The following is an 18734-nucleotide window of genomic DNA, read 5'->3' on the forward strand; positions in this document are numbered from 1 at the left end:
GGCGGGAGGCGGGCCGGTGCAAGGGGCTACACTGGCACACTTCTGACTGCCGCGAAGCTTTGCGATGAATGAAGATGTCTCACCCGTGGCGGGCGATGCCTGGCGCCGGGTGGCCGAGCGCGTTGCCGCCCAGCATTGGCCCGAGGCCACGCTGTACGTGGTGGCCACGCCCATCGGCAACCTGGGCGACCTGGGCCTGCGCGCCTGGCAGGCATTGGCGCGCGCCGACGTGATCGCGGCCGAAGACACCCGCGCCAGCCGCACCCTGCTGGATGCCTGGGGCATTTCCACGCCATTGATGGCGGCGCACCGCCACAACGAGGCTGCCGCCGCGCAGGCCATCTGCGAGCGCCTGGCCCAGGGCCAGCGCGTGGCGCTGGTATCCGACGCGGGCGCGCCTGCCGTCAGCGATCCCGGCGCGCGCGTGGTGCGCGCCGCGCGCGAGGCAGGCCATGCCGTGGTGCCCATCCCGGGCCCCAGCGCCGTCATCACCGCATTGATGGGCAGTGGCGCCACCTCCGACGAGAATCCCGCCTACGCCTTCGCCGGCTTCGCGCCGCCCAAGGCCACGGCGCGCCAGCGCTGGCTGCGCAACTGGTGCGCGCTGCCCGCGCCCGTGCTGATGTTCGAGTCGCCCCACCGCCTGGCCGCCACGCTGGCCGACCTGCTGGAAGTCTGCGGTCCGGCGCGGCGCCTGACCGTGGCGCGCGAGCTGACCAAGCGCTTCGAGGAGATCGCCACCGTGCCGCTGGGCGAGGCCGCCGACTGGCTGGCCGCCGATCCGCACCGCGGCCAGGGCGAATTCGTGCTGATCGTCCACGAGGCCGCGGCGCCCGCTGCCCAGGACGAGGCGCTCGCCGAGATGGACCCGCAGACCGACACGCTGCTGGACGCATTGCTGGAGACGCTGTCGGTGCGCGATGCCGCGCGCGTGGCCGCCCGCGTCACCGGCCAGCCGCGCGACAGGCTGTACAACCGCGCACTGTCACGCAAGGAGCAGCAGGCATGAGACAACGCAGCACGCCGCTTGGAGGTGCGTCCATGACCCTTCGACAGGCCACCGACGATGTGCATGGCGACTATTGCTACCAGGACATCGACACGCCGCTGGGCTCGCTGCGCCTGGTCTGCCAGGACGATGCGCTGTGCGAGGCCAACTTCCTGGCCGACCAGAGCGAGGTGGCGCCCGCGCACTGGCGCCACGAATCCACGCCGGTGCTGCGCCAGGCCGAGCAGGAGCTGGCCCAATGGTTTGCCGGCCAGCGGCAACGCTTCGACGTGGCCATGCGGCCGATAGGCACGGAGTTTCAACGCCAGGTGTGGCGCGCCCTGGCCGATCTGGACTTCGGCGAACTGGTCAGCTACGGCGACCTGGCGCGCCGCGTCGGCCGGCCCAAGGCGGTGCGTCCCATGGGCGGCGCGGTGGGCCGCAATCCGTTGGTGATCTTCATCCCCTGCCATCGCGTGATCGGCCACGACACGTCGTTGACCGGCTTCAGCAGCGGTCTGGCGCGCAAGCGCGAACTGCTGGCCCACGAAGGGCACCGTTACGTCGGGCCCGACGCCCGCACCCGCCGCACGTCGAACGCGCAGGCCGAATTGCCCTGGTGAGGCCACGGGCCGCGAGGCTGTCCGGGGTCGGCTTGCCCGACGGGCGGGGCGACGTCGACCGATCGGCGCCGCTCGATATGGCCTGCGCAAAAACGCGGAGGGTCCTGGGGGGCGGTCCGGCAGAGTCTACTGCGCGGCCAGCGTGGGCAGGATACCCGTGCGTGCCGACACCTGCTGCACCGCGCCCAGCGCGGCGTCGCGATTGGCGTAGGGGCCGATCTTCACGCGATACAGGTTGTTGGTTTGCGTGATGACGGCGGGCGGGGTGCCCGCCTCGAGCTGCGTGTTGATCCGGTTGGCCAGCGCCTGCGCGTTGGCCTGCTGGCCGAACGCGCCCAACTGCAGATAAAACCCGCCCGCCGTGGCGGACACGGCCGGGGTGGCAGCCATGGAGACGGCCCCCGTGGAGACGCCAGGCGCCGCGCTCGCGGGCCGAGCCGGCGTGGTCGCCGGCAGTGTCGCCACCACCGGCAGCACCGAGGCCTGCGCCCCGCCGGCATCGGCGATGGGCGTGGCGATCGGTTCGTTGCCCGCGCCGCCTGCGCCGTTGCGGGCGATCATCGAATTGATCTCGTCGGGCAGGATGCGCTCGACCGTGACCTGCCCGCTGCCCGGAGCGATCAGGCCGAGCTTCCAGGCCGCCACGTACGACAGGTCCATGATGCGGTCGCTGTGGAAAGGCCCGCGATCGTTCACGCGCACGATGACGGTGCGGCCGTTGACCTTGCTGGTGACGCGCGCATAGCTGGGAATGGGCAGCGTGGGATGCGCGGCCGTCATGGCATACATGTCGTAGGTCTCGCCGTTGGAGGTCGAGTTGCCATGGAACTTGCGGCCATACCACGAGGCCACGCCTTCCTGGCGGTGCACGTCGTCGTCCAGGTCGGGCACGTAGCGCTTGCCGAACACCACATAGGGCCGGTTCGCGCCGCTGGCCAGCGGTTCGATGCGCGGCACGGCATCGGGGATGGCGTCGAGGTTGGGCGGCGGATTGCTGCCCGGGCCGTCATCCTTGTAGTACCCGCCGCCGCCGGAGGTGCTGGCGCCGCGCCGTTCGCTGGTGGAGGAGCATCCCGCCATGAAGAGGGCAAGCAGCAGGGTTGCCAGCAGCGCGTAGGAACGGGGCAGGATCATGTGTCGATGGATCAGTCGTCCGGCAATTGGGTGCGGTGGCGCACCAGCAGCGGCTTGTGGTCGGAGAAGATGCGGGCCAGCTGCTCGACCACGTAGACCGAACGGTGCTGACCGCCGGTGCAGCCCACCGCAACGGTCAGGTAGTTGCGGGTGTCCTTGGTGTATTCGGGCAGCCAGCGCCGGATGAACGCGGCGATGTCGTCGATCATGCGGCCGACCACGTCGAAGCCGCCCAGCCAGGTGGCCACGGGCTCGTCCCGGCCCGTCAGCGGCCGCAGCGTGCTGTCGTAGTACGGGTTGGGCAGGCAGCGCACGTCGAACAGCAGGTCGGCGCTGTTGGGCACGCCGCGCTTGTAGGCGAAGGATTCGAAGGTCAGCACCAGCGGGGCGCGATCGGCCTGGATCAGGTCGCGCATCCAGGCGCGCAACTGGCCGGGCGTCAGCGCGGAGGTGTCGATGACGTGGGCCTGTTCACGCAGCGGCGCCAGCATGTCGCGTTCGAGATCGATGCAGCCCTGCAGCGAGGGATTGCGGCCCAGGCGCGCGGCGCGGTCGGTCAGGGGATGGCGGCGGCGCGATTCGGAATACCGCTGCACCAGCGTGCTGGTATCCGCGTCCAGGAACACCACCCGCAGGCTGGTGCCCAGCGCGCGCAAGGCGTTGATGGCATCGGGCAGTTCGGCCAGTTCGCCGGGGGAGCGCACGTCGATGGCGATGGCCACGCGCTGGGTGCTCTCGTCGGTGCTGGCGGTGGTGATGAACTCGCTGAGGAACCGCACCGGCAGGTTGTCGATGCACGTATAGCCGGTGTCTTCCAGCATGCGCAGCGCGACGGATTTGCCGGAACCTGAGATGCCGGTGATTAGGACGACGCTCAACATGGCTGTGATTGTGGCATGGTTTGTGGCGGTGTCGGTGAAAAAAGCCCCATATCCGCGCTTTGCCCCCGCGCTGGGGCGATATCGACGGCAACGACGAGGCGCCGAGCCGCGCGCATCCCGGGCAGCGGGCCGCCACGGGCCGCGCCCACGGTGCGACACGCATGGCCGTGTCGGGATGTTACCGAATCGTCGTCGCTGGAATATGTCAACGGGGAGGGCGGGCATCGGCACGGGCGGCCGGGATCAGACGGCCTGTAACCGCCCGGTCATTTGCTGTTCTGCAGGATCGCCATGGCCTGGCGTTCCATGAACTCGCCCAGCGTATCGATGCCGCGCAGCTTCAGGATGGTGTTGCGCACGGCGGCCTCGACCAGCACGGCCAGGTTGCGGCCTGCGGCCACCTGCAGCATGACCTTGCGCACGGGCAGGCCCAGCATGTCCTGCGTGATGTCCTGCAGCGGCAGGCGCTCGAACTTGTCCTGCGCGGTGGCGCGCACCAGGTGCACGATCAGCTTCAGGCGCATCTTGCGGCGCACCGAGGTCTCGCCGAAGATGGTCCGGATGTCCAGCAAGCCCAGGCCGCGCACTTCCAGCAAGTTCTGCAGCAACTGGGGGCAATGGCCTTCGATCACGTTGGGGGCGGTGCGCGAGAACTCGACCGCGTCGTCGGCCACCAGGCCGTGCCCACGGGAGATGAGCTCCAGCGCCAGCTCGCTCTTGCCCAGGCCCGATTCGCCGGTGATCAGCACGCCCAGGCCCAGCACGTCCATGAACACGCCATGCACCGTGGTGGTGGGCGCCAGCTTCTTGCCCAGGTAGATGCGCAGCAGGTCGATCAGCTGCGCCGCGGCGACGGGCGTGGACAGCAGCGGCACCTGGTGCTGCTCGCATTGGTCGACGAGGTCTTGCGGCGGCGTCAGGCCGTCGGCCAGCAGGATCGCCGGCACGCCGCCGATCAGCAGTTCATCCATGTGGTGCATGCGGCGGCGCAGGTCGAAGCGCGTGTAGTACGCAAGCTCTTCCTGGCCGAACACCTGTACCCGCGAGGGGTGGATCAGGTTCAGGTGGCCGACGAGGTCGGCGGCGGCCATGCCGTCGTCGGGAATGGCCCGATCGGCGGCCGTCTGGCCGGCGATCCAGTGGAACGGGATCGTGTCGGCGTTGTCGTCGACCAGTTCCTGGACGGTAAGCATGGCGGTGTCAGAGTTGTCCGGTGGTGAGCATGCGATGCACGATGGCCGGGTCGGTCTCGGTGGCCAGCGCGTCGCGCAGCGGCTTGTTGGACATCAGTTGGGCCAGCTCGGCCAGGATGTCCAGGTGCTGCTGCGTGGCGGTCTCGGGAACCAGCAGGCACAGCAGCATCGACACCGGCTGGCCGTCGGGCGCGTCGAACGGAATGGGCTGCGCCAGGCGCAGGAACGCGGCCTGGGCCTGTTCCAGGCCCTTGACGCGGCCATGCGGCACGGCAACGCCCTGGCCCAGCGCGGTGGAGCCCAGGCGCTCGCGGGCGAACAGGCTGTCGAACACAACGGAGCGTGCCAGGCCATGATGGTTTTCGAACAGCAGGCCGGCCTGCTCGAATGCCCGCTTCTTGCTGGTGGCCTGCATGTCGAGCACGACATTGCCGGCGGATAGGATGCGCGACAGATGATTCATGCGAAGCATTATAGGTTTTTATGTCGCAGTGCAAAAAACGCGGAGCCGGGCCCGCACGCCGGGTGGACTGCGCCTCGTGGGAGAGACGTTCCGGCCTGCTGGCGGCACGGCGGCGCACTCGCGTGCACGGCGGATCGATGGGCAAGCATAGCCGCATGCGGCCGGCGCTGTGAAGAGCGGACGGGCATGAATGCAACGATGGGGAAATGGGGAGATCTTGATGCCGATGTCCCGGCCGAAAACAAACACGGGACATCGGTTCGTGGGCGCTATCGGCCCGATGCGAAGCAGGCGCGGCGTATGGACGCCGGAACGCGCATCACAACTGCTGCGTCAGTTCGACAGGTTGCCGCTTGACGGAGTCGGTGGCGTGGCTTTGCACCTTGTCCTTGTACTTGAGGACCTGGCGGTCGATCTTGTCGGCCAGCAGATCGATGGCGGCGTAGAGATTGTCATCCACGGCTTCACAATGGATGTCCTTGCCGCGCAAGCGCATGGTGATTTCGGCTCTGTGGCGCAATGGCTCCACTGAGAGCATGACCTGGGTATCGATGACGTGATCGAAATGCCGCAGCACTCGCGCCAATTTGTTCATGACATATTCCCGGATGGCCGGGGTGACGTCGAGATGATGACCGCTGATGCTCAGGTTCATAAGCCGCTCTCCTAAAAAAAGAGAAAAAAACAGGTGCGCAGGATGCGCGTGTGAATCGCTAGGCAGGTCCTCCTGTAGATGTGTAATCAAACTGTCTTCAATTCCTAGTGTATAGACTCTGCCGCCCAAAACAAGCGGCGCGGACCACCAAAATTGTGACCGCGCCGAGGGCAATGCCAGGGATTTCCCGGGGGTGGCAGGCGAGGGAAAATCGCCTCCGTAGACGTTACATCCGGAAGTGCTCGCCGAGATAGACGCGGCGCACGGCCGGGTCGCCGACGATCTCGTCGGGATGGCCGTCGGTGAGCACCTTGCCTTCGCTGATGATGTACGCGCGGTCGCAGATGCCCAGCGTTTCGCGAACGTTGTGGTCGGTGATCAGCACGCCGATGCCGCGGCCCTTCAGGAAGCGCACGATGCGCTGGATCTCGATCACGGCAATGGGGTCCACGCCGGCGAAGGGTTCGTCCAGCAGGATGAAGCGCGGCCGCGTGGCCAGTGCCCGCGCGATCTCGACGCGGCGGCGTTCGCCGCCGGACAGCGAGATGGCCGCGTTGCCGCGGATGTGGCCGATCTGCAGTTCGTCCAGCAGGGCTTCGAGCTCTTCCTTGATCTTGGCCGCCGACAGCGTCTTGCCTTGCGCGTCGACCTGCAGTTCGAGCACGGCGCGGATGTTCTGCTCGACCGACAGGCGGCGGAACACCGAGGCGTCCTGGGGCAGGTACGACAGGCCCATGCGCGCCCGCTTGTGGATCGGCATGGCGGTGATGGGCGAGCCATCGATCTCGATGCGGCCGGCGTCGGCCGGCACCAGGCCGACGATCATGTAGAAGCTGGTGGTCTTGCCTGCGCCGTTGGGGCCGAGCAGCCCCACGACCTCGCCGCCGGCGACGGACAGCGAGACGTCCTGCACCACGGTGCGGCCGTTGTAGGTCTTGCGCAGTCCGGTGGCCTGCAGGGTGCCCTGGCGGCCGCCGGCGGCGGCGGGCAGGATGGGCGAAGTGGATTCGGTCATCGTGGAAGCGGATGCGGGGTTGGCGCGCCTGAACGACGGCGGATCATTTGGCCTTCTTGGCGTCGGCCGCCGGCTTCTTGCCCTGCTGGGCGCGGCATTCGGCGATGGCCGCGTCGGTCTTGGCGCGCGGCTCGGCCAGCGAGCGCACGCGCCCGCCCGGCGCCGAGGAGTTCGGGCCGCCCTCGGCCTCGTAGGTGCCCGTCTTGTCGTTGTAGCGCACGCGCTGGCCACGGATGACGTCGAAGGGCTTGCCGCAGATGAAGCGCGTGACCACGGCCTGGCCGATCAGGTCGAACTGGCTCTTGCTGCCGTCGTATTCGGCGCGCAGGCCCACGCCCTCGATGGTTTCGAAGGTCTCGGGGCGCTCCTGGCGCAGCGTCACCATCTTGCCCTTGTTGGCGGTGGCCACGCCGCGCTGGTTGCCCTGCGCGTCTTCGTTGACCTCGAGCTTGTCGGCGTTCAGTTTCATCAGGCCGCGCGTGAGCACGACATTGCCCGTGAAGACGCTCTGGCGCTTGATGTCGTCGTAGTGCAGCGTGTCGGACAGGATCAGCGTGCTGGGGTCTTCCTGCTGGCCCGCGCCGCTGGCGGGTTGCGCCGCCTGGGCCTGCGAGCAGGAGGCTGCCAGCAGCAGGGCGCCCAGCAGGCGGGTCGTGGCGGAAGCGATCGGAAGCGTCATGGTTGGTTCTGTTTGGAGTTATCCGGGGCGCGCGATTCGCCTTCCTGGCGTTTGCGCGACTCGGACCCGGCGATCTCGACGTCGGAGGACGCCGACACCCGCAGTTGCCGGGTCTTGTTGTCGTAGTGCATGCCCGTGCCGTTCATGCGTGAGTTGCCTTTTAACACCTGGGCGGGCAAGTCGGTATACACGACGTCGTCGTCGGGCAGGATGATCAGCTGCTGGCTGCGCACGTCCAGCGGATCGTTGCGGGCATCGGGCTGGCGATGCACGTGGGCATCGCCGTTCATCACGATGCGCTTGCCGCCGGCCTCGATGATGGCGGTCTTGGCGATGCCCACGGTGATGGGGTTGTCCTCGTTCTGGCCGATGGCGCGCGGCGCCGTCACGCGGTAGGAGTCGTCGTCCGGGAAATGCTCGGCGTAGTCGCCTTCGACGCGGTTGATGGGCTTGCCGGCGGGATCGGTGCGCAGCATGACGAAGTCGCGCGCCCAGCTGTCCATCTCGTGCGTGACGCGGCGAGGAGGATCGACCTGCACCGCGCGCTGCGCGTAGTCGGCCGCCCACCACGTACCGAGCACCAGCGCGGTCAGCAGGAACAGGGCGATGAGGGCGGGGAAGCGTTCTTTCATCGGTGTTATTGGATGACGCCGCGGTCCAGCAGGGCCGGACCGGCCAGGAAGCCGGCCAGGCGGCCGCGGGCCGCCAGCAGCAGGTCGCAGCATTCGCGCACGGCACCACCGCCGCCCGGCTGCGAGGCAATCCAGTGGGCCGTTTGCGACACGTAGCCCGGCGCGTTGGGCACGCTGGCGGAAAAGCCCGCGCGCTGCATGGCCGACAGGTCGATGATGTCGTCGCCCATGAAACCGGTCTCGCTCAGTTGGACCGAGTGGCGCTGGGCAAGTTCAGCCAGCGCGGCGCCTTTGTCGCGCACGCCCTGCTGCACGTCGGCGATGCCCAGTTCGGCCGCGCGGCGAGCGACGATGGGACCGGACCGACCGGTGACCAGCGCCACCTGCACGCCGCCCTCCATCAGCAGGCGCAGGCCGTGGCCGTCCAGCGCATGGAAGCGCTTGAAGACTTCGCCGTTCTCGCCGTAGTACAGGCTGCCGTCGGTCAGCACGCCGTCGACGTCGAACACCATCAGGCGCACGGCCGCCGCGCGTTCGCGCACGTTGGGGGCCACGCGGGCCAATACGAGGGCCTCGCCGGGATGCGTGGCGAAAGTCGGATTCGTCATGTCTTCACACTACCTTTGCGGCCATCAGATCGTGGGTATGCAGCGCGCCGATCAGTTTGCCGTCGGCGTCGACCACCAGCACCTGGTTCAACCGCAATTCGTCCATCTGCTGTGCGGCCTCGGCCGCCAGCGCGTCGGGACCGATGGAGTGGGGCGAGCGCGTCATGCCGGCGTCGACGGCCAGACTGCGCACGTCGCCGTGCCGTTCGATCAGGCGGCGCAGGTCGCCGTCGGTGAAGATGCCGACCGGATGGCCCTGGCCGTCGACCACGGCCGTCATGCCCATGCCTTTCTTGGAGATCTCCTCGAGCGCGCGGAACAGCGGCGCATCGGCGGGCACGGTGGGCAGGTTGGCGCCGTGGCGCATCACGTCGCGCACGTGGGTCAGCAGGCGGCGGCCCAGGGCGCCGCCGGGATGCGAGCGGGCGAAGTCCTCGGTGCCGAAGCCGCGCGCTTCCAGGCAGGCCACGGCCAGCGCGTCGCCCAGCGCCAGGGCCGCGGTGGTGCTGGCGGTGGGGGCCAGGTTCAGGGGGCAGGCTTCCTGCAGGACGCTGGCGTCCAGGTGCACGTCGGCCTGCTGGGCCAGTTCGGAGGCGGGATTGCCGGTGATGGCCACGAAACCCGCACCCATGCGCCGCACCACCGGCAGGATGGTCAGCAGTTCCTGGCCGGCGCCGGAATACGAGAGGGCGATCAGCACGTCGTCCGCGGTGATCATGCCCAGGTCGCCATGCACGGCTTCGCCGGCATGCACGAAGAAGGCCGGGGTGCCGGTGGAAGCCAGCGTGGCGGCGATCTTGCGGGCGATGTGGCCCGTCTTGCCCAGGCCGCTGACGACGACGCGGCCACGGCATTCGAGCAGCATTTGCACCACGCGGCTGAAACTGTCGTCCAGGCGCGAGGCAAGGTGTTGGATGGCCTGGGCTTCGACTTCCAACGTGCGGCGGGCCGACGCGATGGCGTCGGCCGGCGTATGGGGGGAATGAGCGGTCATTCGCGGGATTTTAATCGTACCGGGCCACGGTTGCCCGCCCCGGTGCCCTGTGGCATGCTGGCGACGCCTTCGGCGCCCGGCAACGTGGCGCCTTTCTTGCTTTTTTCCGCTTCTGTTGATAAGACCGCCATGTCCTCTTTTCCCGCTCCCGTGCTAGGTACCCCGCTGTCGCCGTCCGCCACCCGCGTCATGCTGCTGGGCTCCGGAGAGCTGGGCAAGGAAGTCATCATCGCCCTGCAGCGCCTGGGCGTCGAGGTCATCGCCGTCGACCGCTACGCCGACGCGCCGGGCCACCAGGTGGCGCATCGCGCGCACGTGGTGTCCATGACCGACGCGCAGGCCCTGCGCCAGGTCATCGAGGCCGAGAAGCCGCACGTCATCGTGCCCGAGATCGAGGCCATCGCCACCGACCTGCTGGTCGAGCTCGAAGCCGCCGGCCAGGTGCGCGTCACGCCCACGGCCCGCGCCGCGCAGCTCACCATGAACCGCGAAGGCATCCGCCGCCTGGCCGCCGAAACGCTCGGGCTGCCGACCTCGCCGTACCGTTTCGTCGACAGCGAGGCGGAGTTGCGCGAGGCGATCGACGGCGGCATCGGCTATCCCTGCGTCATCAAGCCGGTGATGTCCTCGTCGGGCAAGGGCCAGTCGGTCATCCGCGGCGCGGACGACGTGGCCCAGGCCTGGCGGCATGCGCAGGAAGGTGGCCGGGTGGGCGGCGGCCGCGCCATCGTCGAGGGCTTCATCAGTTTCGAATACGAGATCACGCTGCTGACCGTGCGTGCACGCGGGGCCGGCGGCGAGATCGAGACCCGCTTCTGCGAGCCCATCGGCCACAGGCAGGTCGATGGCGACTACGTCGAAAGCTGGCAGCCGCATCCCATGTCGCAGACCGCGCTGGCGCGCTCGCGCGACGTGGCGCTGGCGGTCACGTCCGAGCTGGGCGGCCTGGGCATCTTCGGCGTCGAACTGTTCGTGGCGGGCGATCAGGTGTGGTTCTCCGAAGTCAGTCCGCGGCCGCACGACACCGGCATGGTCACCATGATCACGCAGGTGCAGAACGAGTTCGAGCTGCATGCGCGCGCGCTGCTGGGCCTGCCGGTCGACACCGCGCTGACCCAGCCGGGCGCCAGCAGCGTCATCTATGGCGGCGTGGACGCCAGGGACGTCACTTTCCATGGGGTGGCGCAGGCGCTGGCCGAGCCCGGCACCGACGTGCGGCTGTTCGGCAAGCCCGAGTCGTTCGTCAAGCGCCGCATGGGCGTGGGCCTGGCCACGGCGCTGGACGTCACCCAGGCGCGGGCCAAGGCGCGCCGCGTGTCGTCGGCGGTGACGGTCCAGAAGGGATGATGCGCCCGCGCTGTCGACGGCGCGCGTCGTAGTGCATGAGCCCGGCAGCGCCGGGCTTTTTTACGCGGCCCGGCGGCCCGTCTGCGGCGCTGAGGGTCAATCCGCCATCCGCGAGCGGCATCAGGGCCGGGGGCTGGCACGCCATGCTCGCGAGAACCCGCCGGAAATTTGCGCCAGCGCAATAAACCGCACGATCGTCGTGCTGCGTCCACGAATCTCGATGGCAAGATGCCGCCACTGTAAGGATGTCGGCGAAACGGTTGCTTTTGATTTCGCAAAGTTCGATAATTTCAGGAATTACTGAAATCAACGTAACGAAAGATAAACCGCCATGCCGCTTTCTTCTCAAACCGAGCGTTTCGTCCTGCACTTCGGCGAGATGGGCAGCCGCTGGGGCGTGAATCGCACCGTCGGCCAGATCTATGCCTTGCTGTTCCTGGCCGACCAGCCGCTGCACGCCGACGACATCGCCGAGAAGCTGGGCTTCTCGCGTTCCAACGTCAGCATGGGGTTGAAGGAGCTGCAGTCCTGGCGGCTGGTCAAGCTGGTGCACCAGGTGGGCGACCGCCGCGATTACTTCGAGACCCCCAAGGATGTGTGGGAAATCTTCAGCATCCTGATGGAAGAGAAGCGCAAGCGCGAGATCGATCCCACCTTGACCCTGCTGCGCGACACGCTGCTGGACGCGCCGAAGGACCCGTCCGAGGTCCATGCCCAGAAGCGCATGCACGAGATGCTCGAACTCATCGAACTGTCCACCGGCTGGTTCGACGAGATACAGCGCCTGCCCCCTGAGACCCTGCAGAGCCTGATGAAGCTGGGCTCCAGGGTGCAGAAGGTGCTGGGCTTCGCCGGTAAGTTGCGCGGCCGGGAATGAGGCCCGGCGCGCCCGTTGGAAAAATAATGATGAAGATGCGCATCCGTTCCGTATCGTGGCCCGGCTGTTGGCCACGCCAGCATGCCGCGGGACTTTTCCCCCTCGTCCGGGAGCAAGGCCATGATTGATATCGACGTCGTCAACCTGTCGCGCTTTCAGTTCGCCGCGACCGCGCTCTACCACTTCCTGTTCGTGCCGCTCACGCTGGGCCTGTCGTTCATCCTGGCCATCATGGAAAGCGTGTACGTGATGACGGGGCGCCAGATCTGGAAGCGCATGACCATGTTCTGGGGCACGCTGTTCGGCATCAACTTCGCCATCGGCGTGGCCACCGGCGTGGTCATGGAATTCCAGTTCGGCATGAACTGGTCGTACTACAGCCACTATGTAGGCGACATCTTCGGCGCGCCGCTGGCACTGGAAGGCCTGATGGCCTTCTTCCTGGAAGCCACGTTCGTCGGCCTGTTCTTCTTCGGCTGGAACCGCCTGTCCAAGGTCGGCCACCTGGTCGTGACCTGGCTGGTGGCCTTCGGCACCAACTTCTCGGCGCTGTGGATCCTGATCGCCAACGGCTGGATGCAGAACCCGGTCGGGGCGATCTTCAATCCCGACACCATGCGCATGGAAATGACCGACTTCGCGGCGGTGGTGTTCAACCCCGTGGCGCAGGCCAAGTTCGTGCACACGGTCAGCGCGGGCTACGTGGCGGGCGCGATGTTCGTCATGTCGATCAGCGCGTGGTATCTGCTGCGCAGGCGCCACGTCGACCTGGCCAAGCGCTCGATGGCGGTGGCGGCCAGCTTCGGCCTAGCGGCCTCGCTGTCGGTCGTGGTGCTGGGCGACGAAAGCGGCTACCTGACCACCGAACACCAGAAGATGAAGATCGCGGCCATGGAAGCCATGTGGCACACCGAGCCCGCGCCGGCCAGCTTCAACCTGTTCGCCATCCCCAACCAGCAAGAGCGCCGCAACGACTATGCCATCGAGATCCCGTACGTCATGGGCATCATCGGCACGCGCTCGCTGACCACGCCGATGCTGGGCATCGACGACCTGGTGCTGCGCGCCGAGACGCGCATCCGCGAGGGCATCGTGGCGTACCAGGCGTTGCAGCGCATCCGCGCCAACCCCAAGGACGTCGATGCGCGCATGACCTTCGACAAGACCTGGCCCGATCTGGGCTATGGCCTGCTGGTCAAGCGCTACGAGGAAGACCTGGGCAAGGTCACCGACGCGCAGATCAAGCAGGCGGCGCTGGATACCGTGCCCAACGTGACGCCGCTGTTCATCACGTTCCGCATCATGGTCGCGGTGGGCATGTACCTGATCCTGTTCTTCGGCGTGGCCTTCTGGCTGGCCTCGCGCGGCAGGCTGGATGCGCGGCCGTGGCTGCTGAAGATTGCGCTGTGGAGCCTGCCGTTGCCGTGGGTGGCCATCGAGTGCGGCTGGTTCGTTGCGGAATACGGCCGCCAGCCGTGGGTGATCGAGGGCGTGCTGCCCACGTACTACGCGGCCTCCGGTCTCACCTTCACCGACCTGGCCATCAGCCTGGGCATTTTCCTGGCGCTGTACACGGTGCTGTTGATCATCGCCGTGAAGGTGATGCTGCATGCCATCAAGGCGGGCCCCAAGTCCGACAAGCCGGCGCCGAGCCGGCCTGCCGATCCCATCCACGCGGCGATTGAAGCCTGAACGGAGAGCCGACATGGAAAGTTTGATTCCTCTTGATTACGGCACGCTTCGTGTCGTGTGGTGGGCGCTGCTGGGCGCGCTGTTGATCGGCTTCGCCGTGATGGACGGCTTCGACCTGGGCGCGGCGGCGCTGCTGCCCATCGTGGCCAGGAACGACGCCGAACGGCGCATTGTCATCAACGTGGTCGGCCCGGTCTGGGAAGGCAACCAGGTGTGGCTGATCACGGCCGGCGGCGCCATCTTCGCGGCCTGGCCGCTGCTGTACGCGGCCTCGTTCTCGGGCTTCTACCTGGCGATGATGCTGGTGCTGCTGGCGCTGATCCTGCGTCCGGTGGCCTTCAAGTACCGCAGCAAGTTTGAAAGCCCGGTGTGGCGCAGCCGCTGGGACGCCGTGCTGTGCTTCTGCGGCGTGGTCGCGGCGCTGGTGTTCGGCGTGGCCATGGGCAACGTCATCCTGGGTGTGCCCTCGGGCTTCGAGCCGGCGTCGATGCGGCCGATGTACACGGGGCACTTCTACCAGCTGTTCACGCCGTTCGCGCTGCTGGCCGGGGTGCTCAGCGTGGTGATGCTGACCATGCACGGTGCGGTGCTGCTGGCCTGGCGCACCGAGGAAGTGGTGGCCGAGCGCGCGCGCAAGTGGGGCTGCGTCGCGGCCGCGCTGACGGTGGCGCTGTTCACGGCGGGCGGCTTCTGGGTGTCCAACGGCGTCGACGGTCACGTCATCACCAGCGCCATCGACGTCGCCGGCCCCTCCAATCCGCTGGCCAAGACGGTCGAGCTGGTGCCGGGCGGCTGGATGGCCAACTACTACAAGTGGCCGTTCATGTGGCTGGCGCCCATCATGGGCGTGGCGGGCGCGCTGGGCGCGGCGCTGCTGATGATCCTGCGCGTGGGTCCGGGCAGCTTCATCGCCTCGTCGGTTTCCATCACGGGCGTCATCCTCACCGTGGGCTTCTCGCTGTTCCCGTTCATCATGCCCTCGTCCAGCCAGCCCAACGCCGGCCTGACGGTCTGGGACAGTTCGTCCAGCCCCATGACGTTGTGGATCATGGTGCTGGCCACCGGGTTCTTCCTGCCCATCATCACGCTGTACACCGCCTGGGTGTATCGCGTGATGCGCGGCAAGGTCACGCACGCGTCCGTGGGCGATACGCCCAATTCCTATTGATTGAGGAGCTTCGACCATGTGGTATTTCTCCTGGATCCTGGGCCTGAGCCTGGCCTGCATCTTCGGCATCGTCAACGCGATGTGGTTCGAACTGCGCGAAGGCCATGCGCACGATCCCCTGAACTTGCCGCCCGAGGACTGAGACCGTGAGCAGCCCGTCCGGCATCGAGCACGACCCTTCGGCCGCACTGGGCCGGCCGACGCGTGCGCAGACGCGCTGGCTGGGCGGGTTGGCCCGCGCCGCGCGCGTGCCGCTGGCCCTGGCGGCCGGCGCGCCGCTGCTGGGCGGGGTGCTGCTGGTCGTGCAGGCCTGGCTACTGGCGCGCGTGCTGGACGCGGCCATCGTGCGCGGCGTGCCGCGCGCCGAGCTGGTCGGTTCGCTGGCCGCCATCGCCGCGCTGATCCTGTTGCGCGCGGGGCTGGCCTGGCTGGCCGAGCGCGCCGGGGCGCAAGCCGCCGAGCGCATCAAGCGCCAGGTGCGGCAGGCCCTGTTCGGCCGGCTGCTGGATGCTGGGCCGCAATGGACGCGCCAACGCGCGTCCGGCGAACTGGCCAGCGCGGTGGTCGACCAGGTCGAGGCGCTGGACGGCTTTTTCGCCCGCTATCTGCCGTCGATGGGGGCGGCGGCCGTGCTGCCCGTGGCGTTCTCGGTGGTGCTGCTGCCGGTGGACGTGGTGGCCGGCCTGGTGCTGCTGGTCACCGCGCCGTTGATTCCCTTGTTCATGGCGCTGGTGGGGTGGGGAGCGGAAGCCGCCAGCCGCCGCCACATGCGCGCCTTCGCCCGCCTGTCGGGCTTCTTCGCCGACCGCCTGCGCGGCCTGTCCACGCTGAAGCTGCATGGCCGCGCCGAAGCCGAGGCCCAGGCCGTGGCGCAGGCCAGCTCGGCCGTGCGCGAGCGGACCATGGCGGTGCTGCGCATCGCTTTCCTTTCCTCGGCCGTGCTGGAGTTCTTCGCCGCGCTGGGCGTGGCCGGCGTGGCCGTCTACATCGGCCTGACGTATCTGGGTTACCTGGACGTACGCGGCCAGGCGCTGACGCTGCAGGCTGGCTTCTTCTGCCTGCTGATGGCGCCCGAGGTGTACGCGCCGCTGCGACTGTTCGCGGCCCATTATCACGACCGCGCGGCCGCGCGTGCCGCCGTCACGCAGATCGAGCTGGCGTTCGGCGGCTTGCCGGGCGATGAGGCCGCGACCGTCGATGGGGACGATGCGCAACGCGCCGACGGAGCGACCGTGGATGCGGCGGTTGGTGCCGCGGCGGGTACTGCGGCGGCTGGTGATGCGGCGGCCGATGCCGCGGCGGCCATCGCCGTGCAGGCCGTGGCCATGCGGTCCGGCGGATCGGGCGCCGCGCCTGCGCGCGCGGCCCGCCGCGCGTCGCGCCTGCAGGTGCACGGGCTGGCCGTGTCGGTGCCGGGCCGCGAACGGCCGGTGCTGGACGCGCTGGACCTATCGCTGGCGCCCGGCGAGCACGTTGCCCTGATGGGCGCCAGCGGTGTCGGCAAGACCACGTTGCTCGAAGCCCTGTGCCGCCTGCGCGGCAGCGCCGGCGCGATCGCGCTGGACGGCCTGGCACTGTCCGAATGGGACGAGGCCGCGTTGCGCAGCCGCGTTGCGCTGATCGGCCAGAAGCCGTATCTGTTCCAAGGCACCATCGCCGACAACATCCGGCTGGCACGGCCGGATGCCAGCGCGCAGGACGTGGCCGACGCCGCGCGCCGCGCTTGCGTGATGGAGTTCGCGCAGGCCATGCCGCAGGGCCTGGACACGCGTCTGGCCAGCCGTGGGCGCGGCCTGTCGGGAGGACAGGCACAGCGCGTGGCGCTGGCGCGGCTGTTCCTGCGCGATCCAGGCCTGATCCTGCTGGACGAGCCCACGGCGCACCTGGACGCCGACACGCAGGCCCGCGTGCTGGACGAGCTGCTGGCGTTCTCGCAGGGCCGCACGGTATTGCTGGCCACGCATTCGGCGGCGGTCGCCAGCCGCCTGCCTCGCCAGCTGGTGCTGCGGGCGGGCAAATGGGCGGGGGCAGTATGAGCCGGCCAAGCCATCCCAAGAGCGAATACCTTGGCGCGAAGGTGCCTCGATGAGATTGCGTACCTTGTATCTGCGCCGCTGGCGCGGCCTGCTGGCAGCCCTGGCGCTGGCGCTGATCACCGTGGCGGCCGGCACGGGCCTGCTGGGCGTGTCCGGGTGGTTCCTGACCGGCGCGGCGCTGGCAGGGGCGGGCTCGGCATTCAATCTCTTCGTGCCGTCCGCGCTGGTGCGCGGGCTATCGTTCCTGCGCATCGGCGCGCGCTATGCCGAACGCCTGGCGGGACACGCTACCACGCTGCACCTGCTGGCCGACCTGCGCGGATCGGTGTTCCGCGCGCTGGTCCGGCTGTCGCCGCGCCAGCTGGCGCGGTATCGTGGCGGCGATCTCGTCGCGCGCCTGACCGGCGACGTCGACGCCCTGGACACCATCTTCCTGTTCGTCGCCGCGCCCGTGGCCACCGCCTTGCTTGGCGGCACGGTGCTTTCGCTGGTGGTGGGCTGGTGGCTGCCCGCGGCCGGCCTGGCCGTGGCGCTGGCCCTGCTGACCGCCTGCGTGCTGGTGCCGCTGCTGCTGGTGCGGTTCTCGCGCCGCCCCGGCGCGGCCCTGCAGGAAAGCGCGGCGGGCCTGCGTTCGGCGGTGCTGGATGCGGTCGAGGGCCATGCCGACATCCTGGCCATGCACGCCGGCGCGCCCGCGCAACAGCGCTTCGAAGTCTTGTGCGCCGAGGCCGGACGGGCACGCCGGCGCCAGGCCCGCATCGCCGCCGCCGGCCAGTGGATCCTGCAGGCAGCCGCCGGCTGCGCCATGCTGGCCGTGCTGTGGGCGGGCCTTGGCGGCCTGCCTGAAGGCCGCATCTCCGGTCCGCTGATGGCGGGGCTGCTGCTGGCCACCATCGGCATCTTCGAGGTCGCGGGGCCCGTGATGCGCGGCGTATCGCGCCTGGGTGCCGCGCGAGCGGCCGCCGAACGCATCCGCGACGTCGTCGCCGCCGAGCCCGACATGCAGGATCCGGCCGCGCCACAGGCGTTGCCGGCCTCGGGCGATCTGCAGGCGCACGGCCTGCGCTATGCCTATCCCGAAGCGGCGCCCGGCGCCTGGGTGCTTGACGGCGCCGATCTGCGCGTGGCGCCGGGCGAGCGGGTCGCCATCGAGGGCGCCAGCGGCTCGGGAAAATCCACGCTGCTGCATCTACTGCTGCGCCTGGACGATCCCGCCGACGGGCGCGTCACCTACGGGGGCTGCGACGTACGCCTGTGCGCCCAGCAGGCGCTGCACCAGCGCATCGTGCTGCTGTCGCAGGACTCACCGGTGTTCCTGGGCACCGTCCGCACCAACCTGCTGATCGGCGATCCGCGGGCCGGCGACGGCGCGCTGTGGGCCGCGCTGGCCGCCGCGCGGCTGGACGACTTCGTGCGCGGCCTGCCGCAAGGCCTGGATACCTGGGTGGGCGAGACCGGGGCAGGGCTGTCGGCGGGGCAGGCGCGGCGCCTGTGCCTGGCGCGCGCCGTGCTGTCGCCCGCCGCGGTGCTGCTGCTGGACGAGCCCACCGCGGGCCTGGACGCCGCCACCGAGGCGGCGTTCCTGCGCGACCTGGGGCAGGCCGTGCAGGGCCGCGCCGTCGTGCTGGCCACGCATGCCACGCTGCCCGCGGGGGCGGTGCATCGCCGATTGCGCCTGCATGCCGGGCGCCTGGGAGAGGTCCGGTCCGCCTCGCTGGCTTGAGGCAGCCCGCGCGGTTATAGTGCGGG

At 69.0% G+C, this 18734-nt stretch carries 19 protein-coding genes; 9 read left to right on the top strand and 10 right to left on the bottom strand.

The window, feature by feature from the left end; genetic code table 11:
* The first annotated feature begins 64 nt into the window (after window positions 1-64).
* A complete protein-coding gene (rsmI, locus tag FS845_RS01860) occupies window positions 65-1009 on the top strand; it encodes a 16S rRNA (cytidine(1402)-2'-O)-methyltransferase (RefSeq protein WP_144630379.1) in 945 nt (314 codons plus the stop codon).
* Between the two features lie 32 nt (window positions 1010-1041).
* The gene (locus tag FS845_RS01865; RefSeq protein WP_144630381.1) at window positions 1042-1611 is read left to right on the top strand and encodes a methylated-DNA--[protein]-cysteine S-methyltransferase; all 570 of its coding nucleotides are present in this window, start codon (window positions 1042-1044) and stop codon (window positions 1609-1611) included.
* Between the two features lie 126 nt (window positions 1612-1737).
* Here the strand turns inward: FS845_RS01865 and FS845_RS01870 are convergent, their stop codons facing one another.
* The 10 genes from FS845_RS01870 to FS845_RS01915 all read right to left on the bottom strand — a co-directional run bounded on the left by FS845_RS01870 (window position 1738) and on the right by FS845_RS01915 (window position 9865).
* The gene (locus FS845_RS01870) at window positions 1738-2745 is read right to left on the bottom strand and encodes a septal ring lytic transglycosylase RlpA family protein (RefSeq protein ID WP_144630383.1); all 1008 of its coding nucleotides are present in this window, start codon (window positions 2743-2745) and stop codon (window positions 1738-1740) included.
* 11 nt (window positions 2746-2756) lie between these two features.
* Window positions 2757-3626 carry an RNase adapter RapZ gene (gene rapZ, locus FS845_RS01875; protein WP_144630385.1) on the bottom strand — a complete coding sequence of 290 codons (870 nt, stop codon included), beginning with the start codon at window positions 3624-3626 and terminating at the stop codon, window positions 2757-2759.
* A gap of 266 nt (window positions 3627-3892) precedes the next feature.
* A complete protein-coding gene (hprK, locus tag FS845_RS01880) occupies window positions 3893-4819 on the bottom strand; it encodes an HPr(Ser) kinase/phosphatase (RefSeq protein ID WP_144630387.1) in 927 nt (308 codons plus the stop codon).
* A 7-nt stretch (window positions 4820-4826) separates the two neighbouring features.
* Window positions 4827-5282 (bottom strand): PTS sugar transporter subunit IIA, encoded by a 456-nt coding sequence (locus FS845_RS01885; protein ID WP_186332123.1) that lies wholly within the window; start codon window positions 5280-5282, stop codon window positions 4827-4829.
* A 319-nt stretch (window positions 5283-5601) separates the two neighbouring features.
* A complete protein-coding gene (hpf, locus tag FS845_RS01890; RefSeq protein ID WP_144630391.1) occupies window positions 5602-5937 on the bottom strand; it encodes a ribosome hibernation-promoting factor, HPF/YfiA family in 336 nt (111 codons plus the stop codon).
* Between the two features lie 226 nt (window positions 5938-6163).
* Window positions 6164-6952 carry an LPS export ABC transporter ATP-binding protein gene (gene lptB / locus FS845_RS01895; protein ID WP_144630394.1) on the bottom strand — a complete coding sequence of 263 codons (789 nt, stop codon included), beginning with the start codon at window positions 6950-6952 and terminating at the stop codon, window positions 6164-6166.
* A gap of 43 nt (window positions 6953-6995) precedes the next feature.
* Window positions 6996-7631: a lipopolysaccharide transport periplasmic protein LptA gene (gene lptA, locus FS845_RS01900; protein ID WP_144630396.1), complete on the bottom strand. Its 636-nt coding sequence runs from the start codon at window positions 7629-7631 to the stop codon at window positions 6996-6998.
* On the bottom strand, window positions 7628-8263 hold the full coding sequence (gene lptC, locus FS845_RS01905) for an LPS export ABC transporter periplasmic protein LptC (RefSeq protein ID WP_144630398.1): 636 nt from the start codon (window positions 8261-8263) through the stop codon (window positions 7628-7630). The genes lptA and lptC overlap by 4 nt, the downstream gene beginning before the upstream one ends.
* 5 nt (window positions 8264-8268) lie before the next feature.
* The gene (locus tag FS845_RS01910) at window positions 8269-8871 is read right to left on the bottom strand and encodes a KdsC family phosphatase (RefSeq protein WP_144630400.1); all 603 of its coding nucleotides are present in this window, start codon (window positions 8869-8871) and stop codon (window positions 8269-8271) included.
* A 4-nt stretch (window positions 8872-8875) separates the two neighbouring features.
* Window positions 8876-9865, bottom strand: a complete 990-nt coding sequence (locus FS845_RS01915) for an SIS domain-containing protein (RefSeq protein WP_144630402.1) — start codon at window positions 9863-9865, stop codon at window positions 8876-8878.
* A 129-nt stretch (window positions 9866-9994) separates the two neighbouring features.
* Here FS845_RS01915 and purT point away from each other — a divergent pair, with 129 nt between their 5' ends.
* The 7 genes from purT to cydC all read left to right on the top strand — a co-directional run bounded on the left by purT (window position 9995) and on the right by cydC (window position 18708).
* Window positions 9995-11212, top strand: a complete 1218-nt coding sequence (gene purT / locus FS845_RS01920; protein ID WP_144630404.1) for a formate-dependent phosphoribosylglycinamide formyltransferase — start codon at window positions 9995-9997, stop codon at window positions 11210-11212.
* Window positions 11213-11543: 331 nt separating this feature from the next.
* Entirely contained in the window at window positions 11544-12089 is a 546-nt protein-coding gene (locus FS845_RS01925; RefSeq protein WP_144630406.1) for a GbsR/MarR family transcriptional regulator, read from the top strand.
* Window positions 12090-12209: 120 nt separating this feature from the next.
* On the top strand, window positions 12210-13781 hold the full coding sequence (locus tag FS845_RS01930; protein WP_144630408.1) for a cytochrome ubiquinol oxidase subunit I: 1572 nt from the start codon (window positions 12210-12212) through the stop codon (window positions 13779-13781).
* Window positions 13782-13794: 13 nt separating this feature from the next.
* Entirely contained in the window at window positions 13795-14949 is a 1155-nt protein-coding gene (cydB, locus tag FS845_RS01935; RefSeq protein ID WP_144630410.1) for a cytochrome d ubiquinol oxidase subunit II, read from the top strand.
* A 16-nt stretch (window positions 14950-14965) separates the two neighbouring features.
* Complete coding sequence (gene cydX, locus FS845_RS01940) at window positions 14966-15091, top strand: cytochrome bd-I oxidase subunit CydX (RefSeq protein ID WP_144630412.1); 126 nt, start codon at window positions 14966-14968, stop codon at window positions 15089-15091.
* A 4-nt stretch (window positions 15092-15095) separates the two neighbouring features.
* Window positions 15096-16985: a thiol reductant ABC exporter subunit CydD gene (cydD, locus tag FS845_RS01945; protein ID WP_144630414.1), complete on the top strand. Its 1890-nt coding sequence runs from the start codon at window positions 15096-15098 to the stop codon at window positions 16983-16985.
* A 49-nt stretch (window positions 16986-17034) separates the two neighbouring features.
* Entirely contained in the window at window positions 17035-18708 is a 1674-nt protein-coding gene (gene cydC / locus FS845_RS01950; protein WP_144630416.1) for a thiol reductant ABC exporter subunit CydC, read from the top strand.
* The last annotated feature ends 26 nt before the right edge of the window (window positions 18709-18734 follow it).

It is taken from the genome of Bordetella genomosp. 13 (assembly GCF_007679965.1).
Classification (GTDB): domain Bacteria; phylum Pseudomonadota; class Gammaproteobacteria; order Burkholderiales; family Burkholderiaceae_B; genus Bordetella.